The organism is Gemmatimonas sp., assembly GCF_031426495.1.
Lineage (GTDB): Bacteria > Gemmatimonadota > Gemmatimonadetes > Gemmatimonadales > Gemmatimonadaceae > Gemmatimonas.
On sequence record NZ_JANPLK010000085.1, the window covers coordinates 43018 to 65464 of the forward strand.

Sequence of the window (22447 nt, forward strand, 5' to 3'; positions counted from 1 at the left end):
TGGGTTCCTAGCGACGGCCCGCCGTACTGCGTACCAAGCGGGCAATGCTCGCAATGCCAAACACCGGCCCCAGCGACAGCACCGCAAACGCCCACTGCCACCCCACCAGTTCGGCGAGCGGCGGCACGAGTTGAATCACTGCGGCGGTAAGCAGAAAGCCGAGTGACGTTTGCAGTGTGAGGGCGGTGCCCACGGCGTGCGGCGGCACGCTCTCGGTGACCAGCACCGAGAACTGCGCGCTGTCGGCAATCACGAAGAAGCCCCACACGAGCGCGATCGGCACCAGCACCCACAGCGAGCGCCCGAAGGCGAAGCCGATCAGCACGGAGCACGCGCCGCTGATGGCCATGGCTCGCGTAACCAGCCAGGCGCGCCCACGACGATCGGCCACGAGTCCGCCCCAGATGCACCCCGCTCCGCCGATCGCGAGAGCGGCGAAGGCGATCGCCGAGGCGATTGATGCGCCGCGCGCGCCCGCTGCGGGGTTATACGCGGCGATGCTGGCCGCGATGAACACCGGCAACCACGTCCACGCCGCGTACAGCTCGAACATGTGGCCCAGATACCCGCCGGTGGACAATCGCCACGCCGGCGTGCGCACGACATCGCGCACGAGATTCCACGAGAACGGCCGCGCGGGAAACGGATACGGTCCTTCGCGATACCCGAACCACACCAGCAGTGCGGCAATGCACGCCCCTACGGATGCGCTCAGTACCACCGGCGTGATGCCGGCGCCGGGGATCGCGTGCACGAGATACGGCATCGCTTTGCCCACCGTGAGCGCGCCGACGATGGTGCCCACCGCCAACCCGCGTCGCGCGCGGAACCACGTGGCGATCATCTTCATGGCTGGCGGATACACGCCCGCCAACGCGAGGCCGGTCACGAAGCGCCACAGCAGTGCCCCCGATAACCCATCGGCGGTGAGCAGCATCGTGTTGGCGATCGCGCCGATCATCGCGCAACTGGCGAACAGCACGCGCGCCGGCACAATGTCGGCCACGTTCAGCAGCGCCGAGATCGCGGTGCCCGCCACGAAGCCCAGCTGCACAATCGTGGTGAGCCACGCGGCTTCGCTGCTGCTTAGCGTCCACTGCGCGGTGTACTGCGCCGACACGGCACTGGCGGCGAACCACAGCGACATCCCCAACAACTCGGCGATGGTGAGAATGCCGAGCATGCGCCAGCGATCCGGATGCGAATCACCGGCCGGCATCACTGCCGCGAAGTCGCCAGCCGGAGCGCTCATCGTGAATGCGCCGGCTAAAGCCGTTCGACCGACACGTCAAACTCGTCGTGATGCTCGGCCAGCGCGCGCAGCGCGCGCTCGGCATTCCCGCCGTGTCCACGGAGCGCGGCGAAGAAACGAATCACGGGATTGCCCACGCGACCGTGTTCGGTGAGCGTGACGATGCTGTGGGTAGCGTCACCGTCGATGTGCCATTCCCACTGCAGCTGTGACGCGGTGTCGTCATCGGTCACATGCAGCGCGATCGAGGCCACATCACTCGACGGCCGCCGCTCGATCGTTAACGGCGATGGCGACCACTGTTCGTACGACGCCAGGTCCGTGAGCAGCGCGCGCACGTCGTCCGCACCGCGCTGCAGCCGCATCCGACGAACCACGCGATAGTCGGCCGGCGTGACCAAGCCACCAACCACCAGCGCGATCAGACTCGCCGCGATGGCGGCCATGATGGCCAGAATCCAGTACATGGCCGGCGGCGCTCAGCTCACGCGCGGCGACTGATCGAGCACCACGCGGACGCGCTTGGCGAGTTGAAGCGAGGTAAACGGCTTCTGCAGGAAGGTGCGCTCGTCGAGCGATACCCCCTTCAGCAACACGGCGTCATCGGTGTAGCCCGATACGAACAGCACGCGTATGCCCGGGCGCATGATCTCGAGCTGCTCGGCGAGCTCGCGACCGTTCATGCCGGGCATCACGACGTCGGTGACCAGCAGATCGATACGGCCGGGAAACGCGCGCGAGATGGCGATCGCGGAGTCACCGTCGGCGGCCGCCAGCACGCGATAGCCGCGACGTTCGAGCGCCGCGGTGGCGACGGCGCGCACACTGTCTTCATCTTCGGTGAGCAGGACGGTTTCCTGTCCGGTGAGCACCTCGGGTACTTCTTCCTCGACCGTCAGATCGGTGGGAAGCTCGCCAAGACGGGGTAGCAACAAATGAAACGTGGTGCCGTGTCCCGGCGCGCTGTTCACGCGGATCTCGCCGCCCGACTGATCGATCATACCGTACGCGAGCGGCAGGCCGAGTCCTGTGCCCTTGCCGCGCTCCTTCGTGGTGAAGAAGGGCTCGAAGATGTGCTCGCGCACGGCATCGGTCATACCGACGCCCGTGTCGGTTACGCGGATCACGATCCAATCGCGCTGCACGTCGAGACCGAAGGTCTGCACTTCCTGTTCGCTCACCCGCGCGGTCGACACGCGCAGTGTTCCACCTGATGGCATCGCATCGCGTGCGTTGCTGGCCAGGCTGAGCATGACCTGTTCCAGCTGTGCGGCGTCAATGCGAATGGTACCGAGGTCACCGCCAAGCGTGGTGCTGACTTCGATGTGCTCGCCCATGAGCCGGCGGAGTAGACGGTCGAGAGCCATGATGACCGTGTTGGGATCGAGCACCGTGGGCTGCACGATCTGCTTGCGGCTGACGGCGAGGATCTGCTTGGAGAGATCGGTGCCGCGCACGGCGAGGGCGCGAATCTCACTCACGTCGCGACGTACGGGATCGTCGGCGGTCATCAGGGCAAGGGCGAGATCGCAGTAGCCCAGCATGCCGGTGAGCAGATTGCTGAAGTCGTGTGAGATACCGCCGGCGAACGTGCCGATGGCTTCCATCTTCTGCGATTGCCGCAGCTGTTCTTCGCTGCGAGCCAGCGCGCGCTCGGCTTCGCGCCGCGCCGTGACATCGATGCCTACCGACAGCCAGCTGGCGCGACCGAGCCGTCGCGAGGAGGTGGTGATGACTTCCATCTCGAGCTGACGGCCGGTCGCGGTGCGATGCAGCCAGGTGCCGGCGCTTTGCTTCGATTCGGAGAACGGCAGACGCGCCCCGCTGAATCGGGCGTGCTCGCTGGGTTCGAGCAGGTCGAGAATGCGCAGCGACAGAAACGTGTCGCGATCGTAGCCGTACTTCTCGACAGCGGCTTCGTTCACCGCGAGGACGAGCATGGTGTCGGCGTCCCAGGCCCACATCGGCAGCGGATTGGAATCGAACAGAAAACGATAGCGTCGTTCGCTGTCGGCCAGTGCCGCGTTGCGTCGCTCGACAGTCTCGGCCATCTGATTGAGCGCTGTGGCGAGCGAGCCGATTTCATCACTGGACCTGATGCGCGACCGGTGTCCGGCCACACCCACCGCCAGCGCGTGCGCATCGTCGATGAGTGCCTGCACCGGCCGTGAGATCTTGGTCCCGAAATACATGGCGAGGGTGATCGACACGATCAGCGCCCCGCCGAACAGCAACAGCCCCCGCCAACCGCTGTTCGGCATCGGTGTGAGCAGACTGACGAGCAGCGGTGGAGTGGACACGATCAACGCCATGCCGAGCAGTCGCGTGCGAAGCCCCGTTCCCCGTTGCGGTGGCGGAACGTCTTCTTGCTCGAGGGGCGATCGGTCGGGCACGGACTACGCGCCGAGCGGCTCTACGCCGGCTGGCATCGTGATGGCCATGCCCATCGCGTGGTATCCCTTGTCCACATACACGGTGGAACCGGTGATGCCACTGGCCAACGAGCTGGCCAAAAAGGCGGCGGTGTTGCCGACTTCGCTGGCGGTGAGTTCTTCAGCGAGCGGCGCATTGGCGGCGCAATACTTCACCATCTTGTCGATGATACCGATGGCGCTGGCCGCACGCGACGCATAGGGGCCAGCGCTGATGGTGTTCACGCGCAAGCCATACTTGCGACCGGCCTCGAACGACAGCACGCGGGTGTCGCTCTCGAGCGCGGCCTTGGCCGACGACATGCCACCGCCGTAGCCGGGAATGGCGCGTTCACTGGCCATGTACGTGAGCGAGCAGACCGAGCCGCCCGGGCGCATGAGTGGCGCCAGGCGCTGTACCATGGACACGAGGGAGTAGGCGCTGGCGCTGGATGCGGCGAGATACCCGGCGCGGCTCACTTCAAGCAGTGGTTTCTTCACTTCCGGCCCGTTGGCCAGCGAATGGAAGACGATATCGAGCGACTGGTCGCCGAAGTCGGTCGCAATACGCTGGGCGAGCCCGCCGATCGAGAAGTCGCCGATGTCCTTGTAGCGCTTCGACTCGCGCACCTCGGCCGGCGCATCCTCGAGCGCGTCGTAGACGGCGTCGAGGGGATAGATGCGCTCGAAGGTGAGCAGCGATCCATCGCGCAGTGTGCGGGATTCATCCATCTTCCCGCGTTCGAGCAGGTTGAGGAAGATGTTGAGCGCCGGCGGCCACGTGGCGACACAAACCGAGGCGCCGGCCTCGGCGAAAGCCTTTGCGACGGCGAACCCGAAGCCGCCGTCGTCGGCGACGCCCGCCACGAGGGCGCGCTTGCCGGAAAGATCGATGGGTAGCATCTGGGCAAGATAGCAGCGAAGAGCGACTTGCGAAGCGCGTCTACCGCGCCGCCCGGGTGAGTCGATCCCGCAGGCCGGCCCAGCGGTCGTCTTCCGGCGGACGTTCGATCACGATGAGCGACGCGCCGCCAGCGTCAGCGGCGTGTAGTGCGGCGTACAGCGCTCTCGCGTAGGACGCCGGATCGTCCGGCATGCGCACGATCGTGCCATCCGGCACCGAGAGGGTGGTCGCTCTGAGGAGCGCCGTTACGGTGCCGGTTCCTTCACGCCTCTCCACGAGCGCGGTCTCGATCTCCGGTTGCTGCTCCGTGTCGAAGAGCCACACATCGGCGCGCGGGGCGTAATGACGATCGGCCATCCCGGGCGATCGCTGCGCCGCGGCCGTCGCCGCTGGTGCGTCGTGCGACACTGTGGCCGTCGCCGTTCGGACCGAGACGCCCGACCCACGCAGGGCACGCTCAAGATCGGAGGCGGAGATCATGCCGGGCCGCAGAATGACCGCGTCAGGGCCGGAGAGGTCGACCACGGTGCTTTCGATACCCACCGAACTCGGACCTCCGTCGAGAATGAGCCCGACGCGGTCGCCGAGCGACGCCTGCACATGTTGGGCGGTGGTGGGACTGACCTGCGTAAAGCGATTGGCGCTGGGGGCCGCAATGGGTACGCCGGCGGCGCGTAGCAGGGCGAGCGCCACCGGATGTGCCGGTATCCGTATCGCCACGGCATCGAGCCCGGCCGTGGCCACGTCGGGCACCTGAGGGGCCTTGGGGAGCACTATCGTGAGCGGGCCCGGCCAGAATGCGGTCGCCAAGCGGTCGGCGGCTGGCGGCCAGTGCCGGGTGAGCGCTCGGGCGGCGACCACGTCGGGCACGTGGGCGATCACCGGGTTCCAGGCGGGACGCCCCTTGGCGGTGTAAATGGCCACCACCGCGTCGGCGTCGAGCGCATTGGCCCCCAAGCCGTACACCGTTTCGGTGGGGAAGGCGACGAGCCCACCGCGTCGGAGCAGAGCGGCCGCGTGCTCGACGACCACGGGATCCGGGTTATCGGGGTCAAGCGTGAGAATGGGAGCGCCAGCCATGCCGCAATCTAGCGTTCAAGGGGTCAGCGTCCTTGAACGGGCCCTTGAACGCCTCGAACGGCGGACCGCTACTGCCGCGACTCGATCACACCACGGGCAATCCGGTCCACCAGCGCGGGCGACATCAGCTTGAGCAGGCGGCCGATCTTGCCACGCCACGTCATCACGATATCGCGATCACGCGCTGCCACGGCCGCAAGAATGAGGCGTCCGCACTCATCGGTCTCCATGGTTTCGCCCTTCCGACGCTTGTAGCCGCGATCCCCGAACGGGGTGCCATCGGGCGACAACGCCCGCTGGTTGATCTCCGAGAACACGAACCCGGGATAAATCATCGTGACCGTCACGCCGGTGCCATCGAGCTCGATGCGGAGCGAGTCGAAGAAGCCCGCCATCGCGTGCTTGGTGGCGGCGTAGGCGGTGCGCTTGGGGACGCCGGTGAGCCCGGTGAGGCTCGAAATCGCCACGATGCGGCCGTTCGAGCGCTTGAGATGCGGTAATGCATGGGCGGTGCACCACACGCTGCCGAGGTAGTTGACCTTCATCAGCGTCTCGAAGATCGTGAGATCGGTGATGTCTTCGAACAGCCCACTCGAGCCCATGCCGGCGTTGTTCACCAGAATATCCAGCTGGCCGAAGTGCGCCACGGTGCGCTCGACGATCGACGCGCACGACGGCTCGACTCCCACATCGCCGACCACCACCAGCGCCTGAGCACCGAGCGCCCGGCACTCGGCGGCCACGGATTCCAGCCGCGCGGCATCGCGCGCCGCGAGCGCCACCCGGGCGCCGTTGGCGGCGAACTGTCGGGCCAACTCCGCGCCGATCCCGCTCGAGGCGCCGGTGATCAGCACGACCTGCCCGGCGAAACGACCGCTCACGGGTGCCCGGCGGCGTCATCAGGGCCGAGCAGGTCGTCGATGTACGGATCGCCTTCGAACGGCGCATCGAGGATGCGCAAGGCATGCTCGGCGTCACCGACCCGTACGGCGAGGCGCACCGGATACACGAAATGCATGGCCGGCAGCATGCCGCCCGCGTCGTCGCGCAGCACCACGGCCGGAATGTGATGTGCTTCCAGTACGCTGCGTGCAACGAGCGCTTCCATCTCGTTCACGTAATTCCGGATGACCTTCATGGCGGCTCCCATAAGGGCGAACATATCGCGCGGGTCGCGCCACCGTGAGGGGAGCGTGTACACCGACTAGATTGCAGGAATGGCGGCGTCCTTCGGCATTTTCGTACTGGCAGAGCTTCCTGGCGAAGCAGGCGCCATGGTGCGCGAGATTCAACAGCGTTTCGATCCCAAGCTGGCCCGGCTCACGCCTCCACATGTGACGCTGGTCGGCTCTTCGGGCGTGGGCGCGATGCCCACGGATACCCCGGTCGCGCGTATTCGGGAAGCGTTGGAGCCGATCGCGGCCAGCACGGCACCCATGGAACTGGCGCTGGGGCTGCCGCACCGGTTCATGCAGACGGATATCGTGTCGTTGCCGTTGGATCACAATGGGCCGCTGCGGGCGCTCCACGAACGGATCGCGCGCAGCGGACTCCCGTTCAAGCAGGCGCGGTTCCGGTTCACGCCGCATTGCACCCTGAGCTTCTATCCCATGCTGACGCCGGCACGCGAACGCGAGCTGCTGGCCATGCGCGTGAATGCCCCGGCGATCATCGAGCGGCTGCAGGTCTATCTCACGCGCGATCCGCAGCCGTCCAAGCTGTTGTTCGAGGTCGCGCTGACCGGCGAACTTACGGGCAGCGCGTCTCCGGGCGCAGCTTCTGGTACGTCGACATCGCGTGCTTGAGTCCCAGTAGCGCCGAGGCTTCGAGTTCGTACTCAAGCTGCAGGTCGCCGAGCTTCTCGGCATCGTGCTGGGTGAGCTGACGCGACGCCTTCTCGGCGATGCTGTGACGACGGAGGTACTCGCGGGCGGCGAGCCACATGGCGTTGGCGGCTTGCCGGATGTCGGCGTCGTCACTGATGGTGACTTTCGAGCAGGTCTTTTCGAAGTCGCGCACGCACTCGGCGAGCGCCAAATCGATGTTATCCACCATGGCGTGGGCGGCTCCGAGCTCGGATTTTGCCACCGACAACGCGTTCAGGCGGGCGAGTCGCTCGTGCTGACGGCAGGTCTCCGACGCCGTACGCGCGAGGGCGTCGCAGCAGTACATCGGCCCCTGCTGCGCAGCGGTCGGGTCGTCGAGCATCATCGAGGAAGCAGCAGCGCGGGAGGGAGACATGGTGGGGGCAAGAGTGGCCAGCGGGTACGTGCGCCTGATAACCGGTTCGAACAGACGTACCATGTGATCTAGCGAACGCACCCATACGCGTGGTAGTGGGTGCGCGAAGGCCGATACGTGAATCGACACAAGTCGGACCCGAGGTTTCGGCGCGGCCTGTATGCTTGATGTATGACTGCCCATATCGATTCCTTCGAGCATTTGCTCATCGACACGACGGCCGCCGGCGTGCGCACGATCACACTGAACCGTCCCGAACGGCTCAATGCGGTGAACCCGCGACTGGCCGACGAACTGCCGATCGCGATGGCGAACGCGGCCCGTGAGGATGCGGTCCGCGTGGTGGTGATCACCGGCGCGGGACGGGGGTTCTGTGCCGGTCTCGATCTTGGTGAGCCGAGTCTGCGTGAGGATGCCGACCGTGCCACGCGACTGGATCCCTACTACTGGGTGGGACGCTGGGTGCAGTCGATCACGTCGTGCGAGAAGCCGGTGATCGCGGCGGTGAACGGCGCGGCGGCCGGTGCCGGATTCGGTCTGGCCCTGGCCTGTGATCTCCGTCTCGTGCGGGCGAGCGCAACGGTCACCGCGGGCTACGTGCGCCGCGGGCTATCGCCCGACGCCGGTGTCACCTGGTTTCTGCCGCGGTTGATCGGACACGCGCGCGCCACCGACATCATTCTCACCGGTCGTGATGTGCACGCCGACGAAGCGGAGCGCATCGGACTCGCCACCTCGGTGCTGGCCGACGATGCGTTCGCCGATGGTGTGCAGCGCTATGCAGCGCAGCTGGCTGCCGGCGCACCGCTCGCGCTGGCACTATCGAAGCGACTGCTGCTGGCGAGTCCCGACGCGACGCTCGACGCGCAACTGCGCGAGGAGTTCACGCACATCAAGAGCTGCTTCGCGAGTGCCGATGTGCGCGAGGCGATGGCGGCGTTCAGGGAGAAGCGCGTCCCGACGTTCGATGGACGCTGAACGCGACGTGACTCAGCTCGTGTGGTTGCGCCCAGGGTTGTAGCGCAGACTGCCGGGCAGGGAGTTGAGCAGCGGTCCAAGTTCGGTGGCCCGCTCGAGCGTGGTCACGAAGGTGAGTCCGTCAAGTGACACCACAAGCAGCCCTGAAATCCCGTAGGCAACGACGCAGCAGCCGTCGGCGTGAATCACGTTGCCGGAGGCGTCGACACAGTGTACGTGGCCCATCACACCATTGCCGGTGTCGTCGAGGTCCCGCACGCGGCGCAGCGACGCCCAGGTGCCGACGTCGTCCCACGCACACTCGGTCGGTAGCACCACCAGATTGCGACTGCGCTCGAGCAACCCGCGGTCGATCGAGACCGACGTGACCAGCTCGGCGAAGCTGGACATGTCGCCGGCGGCCAACTTGGGCAATCCGTGCTGTAGCTCACCGGTATTGGCCTCGAGCTCGTCGAGCACGACGCGCGCGCGCCACACGAAAATGCCGGAGTTCCAAAGCGCGCCCTTGTCGATGAGCGTGTCGGCCAGCACCGCGGTGGGCTTCTCCACAAAGTGCTCCACCCGGCACGCGCCGCCCTCGGCCCGCGAGATGAACGGATCGAACGGCGCGCCGGGCTGCAGGTAGCCGAAGCCGGTTTCGCATCGCGTGGGCGTGGCGCCCAGGGCCACGAGCACGGGCTCCGACGACGCGATCGTAGCGGCCCGTCGCAGCGCGTCGCGGAAGACCCCGGGAAACCCGACCGACAGATCGGCGTGCAGGGCGCAGAAGACGGTGTCGGGACCGGCGCGCTTGGCGACTTCATGGGCGCCCCAGGCCAGCGCGGCGGCTGTGCCGAGCGGGCGCGGCTCGATGAGCATATTGGCGCGCGGGACTTCCGGAATCGCTTCGTGGAGCGCGTCAGCGATGTCCGCGCTGGTGACGACGAGCACGCGTTCGGCGGGCACCAGCGGAGAGAGGCGCTCGATGGTATCGACAATGAGCGGGCGCTCGTTGACGAGGGCCAGCAGCTGCTTGGGGCGCTTGGGCGTGCTCAGCGGCCAGAAGCGGGTGCCGATACCACCAGCGAAGACCACGGCCCAGAGTGCGGTCTGCGTCTCGGGCAGGGGCTCAAGTTCGAACTCCTCCATGGGATCCGCGATCGGCGATGATTCGACGATCACGGGTGGTGCGACGTGAGGAGCGACAGCGCGGGGCTCTGGCATCGTGGCAGCGGAGTGAAGAACACGAAGGGCGGGCCGCGAATGCAAACGCCCGTGGCAACTGGCGCATCTGCTCGGCTACGGACAACATACTTATGCCATGCTCACCCTGCACCTTACCAACGGCGACTCGGCCGCCAGCGCGCTCGCGCGCTCCGGCCTTCCCGGGGACATTGTCTCCTGGCGCGACCTGCTGCACGACGGTCCCGTGCCAGCGGATGACGACCTCGGCGCGTTTCATCGCGTCCGCGCCGATTTTCTGGCCAGCCGAGGGTGGTCGAACATCGCGGCGGCGGTCAGCGACTTCGAGCAGCGGGATGCGCGCCTGGAGGATGTCGGCGCGGGCGATGAAGTGGTGTTGTGGTTCGAGCCCGACTTGTACGATCAACTGCAGCTGATCCAGATTCTGGCGCGATTCGAGCGCCGGGCACCGAGTGAGCGGCCGCTGCTCACGATCGTGCCTGCCGACTGCTACCTCGGACCGATGTTGCCGGAGAAGTTCGTGCCATTGTACGCGGCACGTCGCGCGATTACATCGGACGATCTGGTGCACGGTGGGATCGCTTGGCGCGCCTTTACGTCGAGTACGCCAGACGACTTGCTGCACGTGACTAACCGGCTCGACCGCGAGGTGACCGCGCGAACCTTCACGTCGGACGATCGCGTGCGGTTGCCGCATCTGGTGGCGGCGTTGCGTCGGCAGCTCGAGGAGTATCCGGATACGGACGCCGGATTGTCGCGCAGCGAGCGACAGTTGTGTGAAGCGCTGTCGCCGGGCACGATCACGCTGGGCAAGCTGTTCGCGGCGCATCAGGCGACGGAGTCGTGGGTATGGCTCGGGGATTGGAGCTTCGCGTGGTACGCCGAGCGTCTCAGTGATTGCGCGCATCCGATCGTGGTGCATACCAACGGATCCCGCGTGATTGCGCCGTTGCGGGACACCGATGGCCGAGCGTTCTGGGAGCGTGCGGTGCAACTCACGCCATTCGGGCAGGATGTGGTTCGCGCCCGCGCCGATGCAGTTCGGGCCAACGGGATCGATCGCTGGATCGGCGGCACGCACTGCACGAATGCGCAGTACTGGCGTTGGGACGCGCGCACGCAACGGACCGAACTCTTTCCCCGCCCATGACGGACACCATCGCCGACATCGACGCCGAACTGCTGGCGATGCTCGAAGCAGACACGACGCTCGAAGCGGCACGACCGATTCTCGAGTTGGCGGCGAGCTACTTCGCGGATACGCGTCGGGGCGAGGGTCCGGTATCGACGTGGCACAGTGCGCAGGTGATCGCCGATCGCATCGCCGGCCCGATGCCGCGCGGTGCGCGCGCGCTGCCGGATGTGGCGCGTCGCTTGTCGTCGCTGCTGCTGGAGGACGTGAATCGACTGGCGCATCCGATGTATATCGGGCACCAGGTGTCGGCCCCGCTGCCGGCGGCGGTGTGGACCGATGCGCTGATCAGCGCGCTCAATCAATCGCAGGCCGTGCGCGAGATGTCGCCGTCGTTCACGCCGCTGGAGCATCAGGTCATCGCTTGGATGACCGACTTGGTGGGGTGGGATGAGCAGGCCGGCGGCACCATGACGTCGGGTGGTACGGAAGCGACGTTCGCCGCGCTCTTGGCGGCACGCAGTCGCGCGGTGCCTGACGTGTGGACGAACGGGTTGGGGGCGAACCCGCCGGTGGTGGTGTGCGGCGAGCATACGCACTACGCCGTCTCGCGGGCAGCCGGTGAGATGGGACTGGGACTGGCGCGCGTGATCGTGATTCCGTCGCGCGCGTTGCGCATGGATACGGATGCCCTGGGCGAGCGACTGGCAGCCTTGCGGGCCAGCGGTACGCGCGTGATGGCCGTGGTGGCCACGGCCGGATGTACCGCAACCGGCAGCTTCGATGATCTGGACGTGGTGGCCGATCTGTGCGACGAGTTCGCAGACGATCGTGGTCCGTTGTGGCTGCATGTCGACGCCGCGCATGGCGGTGCGGCAATCTTGTCTGCGCAGCATCGCCATCGCGTGAAGGGGCTGGTGCGCGCGCGGTCGCTGGCGTGGGACCCGCACAAGACACTGTTACTGCCACTGTCGGCCGGTATGGTGCTGGTGCGTGATCAGGATGAACTCACGCGCGCTTTCACGCAGGCGGCGCCGTATCTCTTCAGCTCCGGATCCGACGCCCAGATCTGGGATATGGGTCCGCGTTCGTTCCAGTGTTCGCGTCGCGCCGATGTGCTGAAGCTGTGGGTGGCGATCGAGCGCTACGGTTCCGACAATCTGGCGCGTCTATACGATCGGCTCTGCCGGATGGCGCAGACGCTCCATGGCCTGCTCAGCGCCCGCAGCGACTTCAGGCCGCTGCACGAACCGACGTCAAACATTCTCTGCTTCGCGTGGACGCCGTCGGGCGTGGCGGACGCGGATCTCGACACGTTGACCGATGTGCTGCGCGAGCGGTACAACCGGTCGGGGCGTGGCTGGATTACGGCGACGACACTGGACGGTCGCCGGGTACTGCGCATTACCGTGATGAACGCACGCACCAACGAGACGCATCTCGCCGCGCTCGTGGACGGACTGTCGGCGGAGGCCGCGCTGATCCTGCACAAGCGCTAGCACTAGCGCTTCGCGGTTCGAGGTCGCATTTGTGTTCTGATGCGAAACCTCCACTCCCCTCGCTTCATGAGAACACCGCCATGCGCAAAGCTCTCCTGACGCGTCGCGCCGCCGCGGCGTTCGGTCTGCTGCTCAGCGGCTGTGCGCCGCCCGCGTCCACCCGCCGCCCGATCAATCCACCGGGCATCGCGCCGCTGGTGCCGGCGTACTCGGTGGCCATTCGTGCCGGTCATCAGGTATTTGTCTCGGGCATGACCGGCATCAAGCCGGGCACGCAGGACATCATCGAGGGCGGCGTCGAGATCCAGACGCGTCAGACGCTCGAGAACATCCGCACGGCGCTGCAATCGGCCGGTGCCACGATGGCCGATGTCGGCGAGTGTACGGTGTTCCTGACCGACATGCGCGACTACGCCGCGATGAATGGTGTATATACCGAGTACTTCCGCGTCGATCCCCCGGCGCGCGCGACGGTCGCCGTGACGGCCCTCCCGCGTCCCGCCGCGCGCGTGGAAATCAAATGCAGCGCACAGATCCGTTCTCTGGAGAAGCCGTGACGACCCCGCTCCAACTCAAACGTGGTTCCGACCTGCTGCACGACCCCGTGCTGAACAAGGGTACGGCGTTCACTGATGCCGAGCGCGATGCGTTCGGGTTGCGCGGGCTGCTACCGCCGCGCGTGATGTCGCAGGACGAGCAGATGGCGCGCATCCTGCCCGGTGTGCGCTCGAAGCCGTCGCCGCTGGAGCAGTATGCCTATCTGGTGGCGCTGCACGATCGGAACGTGACGCTCTTCTATCGGTTGGTAATGGATCACCTCGAAGAGCTGATGCCGGTACTGTACACGCCCACCGTGGGACAGGCGTGCGAAGAGTTCGGCCGCATTTTTCGTCGCAGCCGCGGCATGTACATCACAGCTGCCGACAGGGGACATGTGGCAGAAGTGCTCGCCAACTGGCCACAAGACGACATTCGCATGATCGTCGTGACTGATGGTGAGCGGATTCTCGGTTTGGGTGATCTCGGGGCCAACGGAATGGGCATCCCCATCGGAAAGCTCACGTTGTACACGGCGTGCGCGGGGGTATCGCCCAATCAGTGCTTACCCATTACGATCGACGTCGGGACGAACAACACCTCGCTGCGCGAAAGTCATTCCTACGTCGGACTGCGTCAGCCGCGGTTGCGAGGCGCCGAGTACGACGAGCTGCTGGATGAATTCGTGGAGGCAGTACAAGCGCGCTTCCCGCTGGCCTGTCTGCAGTTCGAGGACTTCGGCAACCATAACGCGTTCTCGCTACTCGAACGGTGGCGCGATCGCATCTGCACCTTCAACGACGACATTCAGGGCACCGCGTCGGTCGCGCTGGCGGGCTTGTACTCGGCGGCGCGCATCAGTGGCACGCCGCTGCGTGACATGCGCCTGCTTTTCCTCGGCGCTGGTGAGGCCGGCATCGGCATCGGCGATCTCGTGGTCGAGGCGCTCTGCTCAGAGGGACTGTCGCTCGCCGAAGCGCGGCGTCACTGCTGGTTCGTGGACTCGAAGGGCCTGGTGGAGCATTCGCGCACCGACTTGGCGGAGCACAAGAAGCCGTTCGCCCACGATCATGCGTCGGTGCGCACGCTGCTGGACGCCGTGGAATCGCTCAAGCCGCACGCGATCATCGGCGTCTCGGGCACGCCGAATACGTTCACCAAAGAAGTGTTGGAGGCGATGGCGCGGGAGCATGCGCGACCGATCGTCCTCGCGCTGTCCAATCCCACCTCGAAGGCCGAGTGCACGGCGCTGCAGGCGTACGCGGGCACTGACGGTCGCGCCATTTTCGCCAGCGGCAGTCCGTTCGCGCCGGTCACGTACAAGGGCAAGACGCACGTGCCGGGGCAGGGCAATAACGCCTATATCTTCCCGGGCGTCGGACTCGGCGTCATCGTGAGCGCCTCGTCACGCGTGACCGAAGCGATGTTCGCGACGGCTGCGCGCACGCTGGCGTCGATGGTCACCGGCGACGATCTGGCAATGGGACGCATCTATCCGAGCGTGTCGCGCATTCGCGACGTGTCACGCGCCATCGCGATCGAAGTGGCTACCCTGGCCTTCGATAGCGGGTTGGCGCGCGTTGAACGGCCGGCCGACATCGCGGCCGCGGTGACCGACGCGATGTTCGAGCCGCACTACGTATCGTTGATCTAATAGGTGTGCGCTATCGCCTGCCGAACAGTCCGGCAGGCGAGAAGCGCACGCCCACGCTGACGTTAGTGCCGCCGAGATCGATGTGATCGAAGGTGGCGAAGTCGTCGCTCATCGGCGCCGAGCCGAACTGCTGATGCACCGTACCCTGCAGGGCGACCCATCGTCGGATGGGCACATCCAAGCCTGCGCTGAGGTACTCGAAGGTGCCGCGACCGGTCGAGTAGAAATCGTCGCGATACGCCACCAGCCGTTCGGCGTCCACGAAGGCGCCCCACTGATGAAAGCGGTAGCGGGCCGTGCCGACGCCCGCGCCCAGTATTACACGAGCGCGATCGAGCCCCGCCCCGCCAGACCGCGTCCAGCGAGCAGCCCGCCACTCGACGCCCAGCGACTGGGCCGATGCGACCTGCAGTGCCGTTTGCTGCGCGACGGCACTGGTGGTCGTGGCCGGCGATACGCGGCTGACGGAGCCCATGGTGCGTTCACCCGACTCGGCGCCGAGGCGGATGCTCCAGCGTGGCGTGATGCGTACGGAGAGATCGATCCCGGTGAGTCGCGGACTCAACGTCGACGCACCGGGATCGAGCGCTCGGTCGATGAGTGAATACACCTCGCTGTTGCCCGATGGCGTGAGCACACCGTAGCGCACGGCGACGCTGACACGTGACCAGGCGGAGGAATCCTGCGGTGCCGCTTGCGCGTGCAGCGCGGGCCCGTGAAGAATCGCCACAAGGCCGGCGGCCACACGCGAGGCGAATCGCATCGTGCGGCTCATCGTCCGGCCTCCCGCTCGCGCAACACGAAGTCGAGCGACACGCACGACGTTTTGGACTGACGACGCTGTGCGAAGACCATGCACGACACGTGCGGCAGTCTTGGCGTGACCGACATCGCGGCCGTGGCCGACAGCTCGCCGCTGGTGGCAACAATATTCGTGCGTCCTTCAGCCCGCGAGCGCGCAACGCCAGCGCTGTCGATGCTCACGATGGTCGCGTTGGCCGAACGCCAGGAGACGGGTGCGACACTCGGCCCCATCAGGTTGCCGCGACGGTCCGCGACTTCGGCGCGGAGCGACCGTCGGGCATCGAGTGCCTTGAATGTCGTATCGGCCACCGAGATGGTCAGGCGTACGGCACGCTGGCGCACGTCGATCACGACGGTGTCGGCGATCGGCCCGCTGTAATATCCGCGTGGCCGGACGCCGCCTTCCGCGGGATCAACCTCGGCGATGATGATGACGCGGCCGTTGCCGACCGCGCTGAAGATGCCGTTGCCGACCATCTGCACGACGCCGGCGGGTGATGACGACCAGCGCAGGGGCACGTTGGCTAGCGCGCTACCTGTTTGGTCGAGTACGCGCGACTGCACGCGTGCCGTGTCACCGAAGCTCTCGAGCGGCGCGGCGCTGACGACGCTCAGGTCAATGCTGGCCGGGGCGTTGTCGACCGCGCGCACCATGTCGGCGGGCGCACAGGCGGTCACGAGCAGCGATGCGGTGAGCAGGGTCCGCACCACCCGTAGCGTGCAGATGGTCATAGGGGCCTTCATGAGGGAGATCATGGCGTGTTCGGCTGAGGAGCGGCGGGCGGCAGCACGATGGCGGTGAGCAGCAGGCGCGCGCGGGCGCCTGGTTCGATGCGCGGTATGGTCCACTGCTTCGTCACGTCGTTGTAGCTGCCGTCGATCGGCGTAGTCTTCACGATCGTGAAGCCGGCTTCGGTGAAGGCGCGCGGGATGATGACGTTGAGCGCGGGGCCGGTACCCTTGTTGAGCACCGTCAGCGTGATCGTGATCGTGTCACCAACCGTGGGCGAGCTCTGATCGGGCACCGCCGTGAGTTCAACGTCGGCCGGCGGTTCGGCCACTTCGACGCCGAGCGTGGCCGTTCGTGGCGTATGCGTCCGATCGATACCGTTCACCTGCAGGGTGTAGTTGCCAGGCGGCAGCGAGGCTGGGATCGGTACGGTGGTGCGGAACGTGCCATCGCTGCCGACGAGCACGGTGCCGAGCAGGATCGGCGTGCCATTCGGTGCGTAGATGAACACCGACACGTACGTGCCCGGCGCGAAGCCGCTGCCTTCGGTAGTGGCGCGTCCACCCTGATCGAGCTGCATGGTACGGCTGCTGTCGATCGGGATGGCCGTGTTCGAGGCATCGCTCGAGCGCAGCGAAAGCGTGACAGTGCCATCGGACACCCGGAGGACCGTATCGCGAACCACTTCGACGGTGACCGGATTGGTGCTCGAGGTGAGCGTGCCCGTGCCGCGCGGCGTGGTCGTCGGCTGCCCCCCGCTGGTGCGGCCCGGACCGATGGGAATGAACGGCCCCGGCACTTCGACGAAGGCGCTCATGCCGCACGTATTCACCGCCGCCACACGAACGCGGGTGGGCACGTTATTGGTGAGCCCCTGCAGTGTCCATGAAGTGAGCGAGCGGCCATCAAGCAGTGTGCGCTGCCAACTGGCCCCGTTGTCGGTGCTGCGCTCCACGGCGTACCCCGACACGGCGCGACAACCCTCGATGGCCGGGATCTCGAAGGTGAGCGTGATCCGTCCGTCGCCCGAGACGCCCACGAGTGCGCGCGGCACGGAGGGCGGCGTTGCCGCGAGAATGTCGGCGGCGGCACTCGGTGCGTTGCTGAGACTCAGCGAATAGTTCGCGGCGGCACTGCCTCCGAGCACGGCACCAGTAATGCCAACCGGCCGCTGTGTGCCGACGGCTGGATCACCGAAGGCGAACGTGACGCCGGTAAGCGTGACGTTATCGCCGCCGAGTACCCCGATGAGTGTGAGCGTGTTGGCGCTGATGGTGACCGAGGTGGTGCCGTCGAACAGCTTCTCGTTGGCCATGAATGAGCCGCCGATCGTGAGCGGCATCGCGGTGATGCTGGCGGTGGCGGTCGGCGCGCCGGCAAGACTCACCGTGTACAGATTGCCCTGGCTTCCCGCTAAGGTCACAGCGGTGATCACGACGGTTTTGGTGTTACCGACCGTCGGCGTGAGGAAGCCGAGCGTAACCGAGGCGATGGTAACGTTGTCAGGGCTGGTGACGCCGACAAGTGTGAGGCTGCTGGTGTTCCCGGTGGCCGCGGTCGTTCCGCTGTACAGCCTGTCGTTCGCGGTGAAGCTGCCGCCGATGGTGACCGTGCCGCCGGCCGAGGTGATGTTGGCGGTGGTAGTCGGTGCGCCCGATACGCTGATCGAGTAATTGCCGCTGTTGGCGCCACCGAGGGTGGCCGCCGTGAGCGAGACAGTCTTACCGTTGGCGACGGAGGCCGTCGCGAAGGCGGCGGTCGGTGTGGCGAGTGTGACGACATCGGGGCTGACCACCCCAACCAGCGTAAGGCTGTTGGTGGCGATCGTCGCTGACGTGTTGCCGTCGTACACCTTGTTACTGGCGGTGAAGCTGCCGGCGATAGTAAGCGGCTTCGGTGTGATGTTGGCGGTGGCCGTGGGCGCGCCGGTCAGGCTCACCGTGTAGAGGCCCGCGTCGGTGCCGCCGAGCGTGACGCCGGTGATCACAACGGTCTTGGCGGTGCCAACGGGGGCCGTGAGAAAGCCGAGCGTAACGGAGGCGATGGTCACGTTGTCACTGCCGTTCACACCGACCAGCGTGAGACTCGTGGTGGTGCCGGTGGCGGTGGTGTCACCGCTGTAGACTTTGTTGTTGGCGGTGAAGCTGCCGCCGATGGTGACCGTACTGGTGACCGGTGTGACCGTGAGTTCGTTCGTGCTGGCGTCGCTCAGTGTGAAGCCGTCGGTATTGGTGATTGTGCCCACGACCTCGTACGTGCCGGTCGTTAGTGGTGTGGTCAGCGTGAGCGACCAAGTGTTGCCACTGCGCACAATGGCGGGCGACGTGCTGGTGGAGTACTGCACGCCATTCACCACGACGGTGAGGACTTCACCAGTGCCGACGGTCGCGGTGCCGGTGATCGTTGGGGTCGTGGAGGAGGTGCCGAGCGATGTGACCGTGACCGGTCCGGCCGGTCTCGATGCGATCACGGTGGCGAGATAGTCGTTCAGTCCCGCGAGCACCTGCGAGATGGCCGCGTTGCCGTTGGTGCTTTGTCCATCGGTGAGCTTCGTGCCTGCGTACGCGGCGGCGTACCCACCGATGCTGGTGCCGCCGTTCACCGCGCCATCCGTGATCTGGATGGATCCGCCACTATACGTGAGCGTGATCGGCGACGTCGGTCGGGGCAGGAATCCAATCAGGTATGTGGTACCGCCACTGTTGCGCCAATTGGCCGACGCGGGCAGTTCGAGGATCGTTCCGTTCGTCCGCACGATGCGCATCGTGCCCGGGATGTCGTTCCCCTGAATCTCGAACGTGCTGGTTGACGAGCTTTGAATGAAGAAGATGCGCGCGATTTCAAGCGTCGCGAACGTCAGTACATTGTTGGCCGTGCCCGCCGAGGTGCCACGAGTGCCCACAAACCCATTGGTGAAGGGCACGCTGATCATGGTCTGCGCACCAAGCTCCGAGGCAGCTCCGCCGAGCGTCAGCGACATGCTCAAGGCGCCAATGATCCGGCTCCACCGTCGTCTAATTGCCGCGTACCACATGCGTCTAACTCCACTGTAAACGTCAGGCGGGAGCCAGCGTCCTCGCTGACACTTGACCTCTGTACAGTGGTTTCGGCCGCACGCGGCCTGCGCTTGATCTCAAATGTATGATGTTCTTTACTTCATGCTTGACACTTCGCGCCAGCGGAATGCGCTCGATCAGAATCGCAGCGAGAGGCAGCTGAGTCCCCCATCCATCTTGGCGAACTCGCTCATGGCCAACGGCACCAGCGTATAACCGGCCGCACGCAGAACGGCGTGCGTGCCGGGAAAGCCATCGGCCACGAAGATCACGTCATTGACCCGCACACAGTTCGCGGCGTACTCCTCGCCGGACGGCACGCGCAGCACCGTCCGGTCGGCAAATGCCTCGTGCGCCGCAAGCGCGTCGATACAGAGCAGGCGATCGGCATCGAGGGCCACGACCCCGCTCTTGAGATGCAGAATGCCGGGCGTGTGGCGGATGTCGACCAGCCGCGACGTGACACCGTATCGCGACAGCCATTCGGCAAGCTGTCGCGCGCCGTCGTGATTGGTGCGCAGCGAAATCCCGATGAATGCCGTCTGTCCCGCTTCGCACACGTCGCCCGCATCGAGCGTACCGGGGCTCGTGATCTCGGGCAGTTCGGCGAAGTATGCGGAGAGCGCGTCGCGGACGGCATGCACTTCGCCTGCACGACTCTCAGCGCCCGGACGTGTGATGATGGCGCCCTGACCCGGGAGAATGAGCGCGGTATCCTCGACGAAGGTGGAGTCCGGGTGCGCGCTGTCGATGGGAAGTGCGATAACCCTACAGCCATGGCGCTCGAGCGCGGCGCAGTAGGCGGCGTGCTGCGCGAGTGCCAGCTCGACGTCGGGCACGCCGAGATCGACGGTGGTGAGTCCGTCGGCGAAGTTGCGCGCTGGTGGGCGAACGATCGCCTTCGTGAAGCGTGAGAACATGCGCAGAGTATGGCGCTTCGGGTGCCGCGGCGGAATACTTCCGCGCGTGCATATCATCGATCTCGAATTCAGCGCGCACGAGATGCGCGCCATGGCCGACCAAGTGGTGGCGCGTTGTGTGGAGCACATTACCACGCTGCCGAGCCAGCCGCTACACGGCGTACACGACGCGGAAGCGCTGTGCGAGCGCATGCGCGAGTCATCGCCACGCTCCGGCACCCCGCTAACCGCCCTGCTCGACGACCTGTTCACGACGTACATCCCGCAGTCGTTCAACACGCCGTCGCCGGGATATCTCGCGTACATTCCGGGCGGTGGCCTGTTTCCGGCGGCACTGGCCGATTTCATCGCCGATACGACCAATCGCTACACCGGCATCTGGCAGGCGGCGCCGGCGCTGGTTCAGCTCGAGGCGAACGCACTCGAGTGGCTGCGCGAGTGGATGGGATTCCCGGTCGGTACGCGGGGGGTGTTCACCACCGGCGGCTCGATGGCCACGTTCAATGCGGTACTGTGCGCGCGTGAACAGTATCTGGGCGTCGATATCCGTCGCGGTGTGCTGTACACGTCGGATCAGGCGCATCATTGCGTGATCAAGTCGGCGAAGCTCGCCGGCATCATGCCCGATCGCGTGCGCTCCATTCCCTGTGATGGGCAGTTCCATCTGGCCATTGACGCATTGCGCGATGCCATCGCGCAGGATCGCCGCGATGGGCTGTTGCCGTTCATGGTGGTATCGAACGCCGGCACGACGAACACGGGTGCTGTCGATCCGCTCGCTGCGATTGCCGACGTCTGCGCCGACGAACAGCTGTGGCATCACGTAGATGGCGCCTACGGCGCGTTCTTCCAGCTGTGCGACGACACCCGTGGGGTGCTGCGTGGCATTGAACGCGCCGATTCGCTCACACTCGATCCGCACAAGGGCATGTTCATGCCGTATGGCACGGGCGCGCTGTTGGTGCGCGATGGTGCGGCGCTGCGGGCGGCGCACGGGGCCACGGCCGACTATCTACCCGACATGCCGTGCGCGCAGGAGTTCTATGATCCGAGCCAACACGGGCCCGACCTCTCGCGCGGATTTCCCGGGCTCCGCATGTGGCTCACAATCAAGTTGTATGGCGCCGATGCGTTCCGGGCGGTGATCACCGAGAAGCGTACGCTGGCGCTCGATGCGGCGGCGCGGGTCGCGCAGTTGCCGCATGTGGTGATCGACGCTCCGCCGGAGCTGTCACTGTTTCCGTTTCATCTGACGTGGCCCGGTGCCACCTTGGCGCAGGAGGACGCGGCGACGCGCGAGCTCATGGCGGCCGTGTCGCAGCGGGGACGCGTGATGATCAGCGGCGCCGTGGCCGGTGGGCGGTACGTGGGGCGCGTGTGCGTGCTGAGCTTCCGGACGCACGCGGTGCAGATCGACCACCTCGTCGAGGACATGGGGGCCGCGATCGCCGTGGTGGTGGAAAAGCATCGGCACGTGGGCGGGGCAGTCGCCTAACGCCGGTCGTCGAGGCATCTTTGGCCGTCCCGAGGATCCTGCGTGAAAAAGACCGTTCTCCTGTATGGCCTCGTGGGCGGCGTGCTCATCGCCGGCCTGCGATTCGTCGAATACCGATTTCTCGTGCTCGAGCATTCGCTCGAGATCTACGGGGGGATCGTCGCCGCGCTCTTCGCGGCGCTCGGCCTCTGGCTCGGCCGCAAGCTCACGCGCCCGCGCGAGACCGTGGTCGTACGCGAGGTGCCGGTCGAGGTGCGGGTCGAAGTGCCGGTCGAAGTGCCGGTGGGACCGTTCGAGCGGAATGCGGAACGGCTATCGGCGCTGGGGATCACGCCGCGGGAGCTCGATATCCTGGAGGCCATGGCGGCTGGCCACAGCAATCGCGAGATCGCCGAACGGCTCTACGTGAGCGAGAACACCGTGAAAACCCACGCCGCTCGTCTGTTCGGCAAACTCTCGGCCAAGCGGCGCACGCAGGCGGTTCAGCGGGCGAAAGAGGCCGGACTGATCCCCTGATCATCCCCCAAATGGGTGATTCTCGCCGGTTTGCAGGGAAATCATCTATTCGGGTG

Annotated in this window: 21 protein-coding genes; 8 read left to right on the top strand and 13 right to left on the bottom strand. The window is 66.1% G+C overall.

Annotated features, from left to right (window positions below):
• Positions 1-7 precede the first annotated feature (7 nt).
• The 7 genes from RMP10_RS22805 to RMP10_RS22835 all read right to left on the bottom strand — a co-directional run bounded on the left by RMP10_RS22805 (position 8) and on the right by RMP10_RS22835 (position 6785).
• The gene (locus RMP10_RS22805) at positions 8-1252 is read right to left on the bottom strand and encodes an MFS transporter (RefSeq protein ID WP_310572370.1); all 1245 of its coding nucleotides are present in this window, start codon (positions 1250-1252) and stop codon (positions 8-10) included.
• Positions 1253-1266: 14 nt separating this feature from the next.
• On the bottom strand, positions 1267-1719 hold the full coding sequence (locus RMP10_RS22810) for a hypothetical protein (protein ID WP_310572371.1): 453 nt from the start codon (positions 1717-1719) through the stop codon (positions 1267-1269).
• Between the two features lie 12 nt (positions 1720-1731).
• The gene (locus RMP10_RS22815; protein WP_310572372.1) at positions 1732-3645 is read right to left on the bottom strand and encodes an ATP-binding protein; all 1914 of its coding nucleotides are present in this window, start codon (positions 3643-3645) and stop codon (positions 1732-1734) included.
• Positions 3646-3648: 3 nt separating this feature from the next.
• Positions 3649-4566 carry an enoyl-[acyl-carrier-protein] reductase gene (locus RMP10_RS22820; protein ID WP_310572373.1) on the bottom strand — a complete coding sequence of 306 codons (918 nt, stop codon included), beginning with the start codon at positions 4564-4566 and terminating at the stop codon, positions 3649-3651.
• Between the two features lie 40 nt (positions 4567-4606).
• Positions 4607-5647 (bottom strand): L-threonylcarbamoyladenylate synthase, encoded by a 1041-nt coding sequence (locus tag RMP10_RS22825; RefSeq protein WP_310572374.1) that lies wholly within the window; start codon positions 5645-5647, stop codon positions 4607-4609.
• 68 nt (positions 5648-5715) lie between these two features.
• Positions 5716-6528 carry an SDR family oxidoreductase gene (locus tag RMP10_RS22830; protein ID WP_310572375.1) on the bottom strand — a complete coding sequence of 271 codons (813 nt, stop codon included), beginning with the start codon at positions 6526-6528 and terminating at the stop codon, positions 5716-5718.
• A complete protein-coding gene (locus tag RMP10_RS22835) occupies positions 6525-6785 on the bottom strand; it encodes a DUF2007 domain-containing protein (RefSeq protein ID WP_310572376.1) in 261 nt (86 codons plus the stop codon). Before RMP10_RS22835 ends, RMP10_RS22830 begins: the two co-directional genes overlap by 4 nt.
• 79 nt (positions 6786-6864) lie before the next feature.
• Here RMP10_RS22835 and RMP10_RS22840 point away from each other — a divergent pair, with 79 nt between their 5' ends.
• A complete protein-coding gene (locus RMP10_RS22840; RefSeq protein ID WP_309670780.1) occupies positions 6865-7452 on the top strand; it encodes a 2'-5' RNA ligase family protein in 588 nt (195 codons plus the stop codon).
• On the opposite strand, the gene RMP10_RS22845 is transcribed toward RMP10_RS22840, so the two are convergent.
• Entirely contained in the window at positions 7397-7888 is a 492-nt protein-coding gene (locus RMP10_RS22845; protein ID WP_171226546.1) for a hypothetical protein, read from the bottom strand. The two genes, RMP10_RS22840 and RMP10_RS22845, sit on opposite strands and share 56 nt — an antisense overlap.
• 171 nt (positions 7889-8059) lie before the next feature.
• Between RMP10_RS22845 and RMP10_RS22850 the strand changes: the two genes are divergently transcribed.
• Positions 8060-8866: an enoyl-CoA hydratase-related protein gene (locus tag RMP10_RS22850; protein ID WP_310572377.1), complete on the top strand. Its 807-nt coding sequence runs from the start codon at positions 8060-8062 to the stop codon at positions 8864-8866.
• A gap of 12 nt (positions 8867-8878) precedes the next feature.
• Here the strand turns inward: RMP10_RS22850 and RMP10_RS22855 are convergent, their stop codons facing one another.
• Positions 8879-10027, bottom strand: a complete 1149-nt coding sequence (locus tag RMP10_RS22855) for a sugar phosphate nucleotidyltransferase (RefSeq protein ID WP_310572378.1) — start codon at positions 10025-10027, stop codon at positions 8879-8881.
• Positions 10028-10166: 139 nt separating this feature from the next.
• Here RMP10_RS22855 and RMP10_RS22860 point away from each other — a divergent pair, with 139 nt between their 5' ends.
• From RMP10_RS22860 to RMP10_RS22875, 4 genes are all read left to right on the top strand, one after another.
• Positions 10167-11198 carry a DUF1835 domain-containing protein gene (locus tag RMP10_RS22860; RefSeq protein WP_310572379.1) on the top strand — a complete coding sequence of 344 codons (1032 nt, stop codon included), beginning with the start codon at positions 10167-10169 and terminating at the stop codon, positions 11196-11198.
• Positions 11195-12679 (top strand): pyridoxal-dependent decarboxylase, encoded by a 1485-nt coding sequence (locus RMP10_RS22865; RefSeq protein WP_310572380.1) that lies wholly within the window; start codon positions 11195-11197, stop codon positions 12677-12679. Before RMP10_RS22860 ends, RMP10_RS22865 begins: the two co-directional genes overlap by 4 nt.
• Positions 12680-12759: 80 nt before the next feature.
• Positions 12760-13236, top strand: a complete 477-nt coding sequence (locus RMP10_RS22870; RefSeq protein ID WP_310572381.1) for a RidA family protein — start codon at positions 12760-12762, stop codon at positions 13234-13236.
• Positions 13233-14870, top strand: coding sequence for an NAD-dependent malic enzyme (locus tag RMP10_RS22875; RefSeq protein ID WP_310572382.1), 1638 nt, complete (start codon positions 13233-13235; stop codon positions 14868-14870). Before RMP10_RS22870 ends, RMP10_RS22875 begins: the two co-directional genes overlap by 4 nt.
• 10 nt (positions 14871-14880) lie before the next feature.
• On the opposite strand, the gene RMP10_RS22880 is transcribed toward RMP10_RS22875, so the two are convergent.
• From RMP10_RS22880 to RMP10_RS22895, 4 genes are all read right to left on the bottom strand, one after another.
• The gene (locus RMP10_RS22880; protein ID WP_310572383.1) at positions 14881-15645 is read right to left on the bottom strand and encodes a hypothetical protein; all 765 of its coding nucleotides are present in this window, start codon (positions 15643-15645) and stop codon (positions 14881-14883) included.
• Positions 15642-16430, bottom strand: a complete 789-nt coding sequence (locus RMP10_RS22885; protein WP_310572384.1) for a hypothetical protein — start codon at positions 16428-16430, stop codon at positions 15642-15644. The genes RMP10_RS22880 and RMP10_RS22885 overlap by 4 nt, the downstream gene beginning before the upstream one ends.
• On the bottom strand, positions 16427-19384 hold the full coding sequence (locus RMP10_RS22890; protein ID WP_310572385.1) for a YDG domain-containing protein: 2958 nt from the start codon (positions 19382-19384) through the stop codon (positions 16427-16429). The genes RMP10_RS22885 and RMP10_RS22890 overlap by 4 nt, the downstream gene beginning before the upstream one ends.
• Before the next feature lie 213 nt (positions 19385-19597).
• Entirely contained in the window at positions 19598-20380 is a 783-nt protein-coding gene (locus tag RMP10_RS22895; RefSeq protein WP_310572386.1) for a hypothetical protein, read from the bottom strand.
• A gap of 46 nt (positions 20381-20426) precedes the next feature.
• Here RMP10_RS22895 and RMP10_RS22900 point away from each other — a divergent pair, with 46 nt between their 5' ends.
• Positions 20427-21875, top strand: coding sequence for an aminotransferase class V-fold PLP-dependent enzyme (locus RMP10_RS22900; RefSeq protein ID WP_310572387.1), 1449 nt, complete (start codon positions 20427-20429; stop codon positions 21873-21875).
• 42 nt (positions 21876-21917) lie between these two features.
• The gene (locus RMP10_RS22905; protein WP_310572388.1) at positions 21918-22391 is read left to right on the top strand and encodes a response regulator transcription factor; all 474 of its coding nucleotides are present in this window, start codon (positions 21918-21920) and stop codon (positions 22389-22391) included.
• Positions 22392-22447 lie beyond the last annotated feature (56 nt).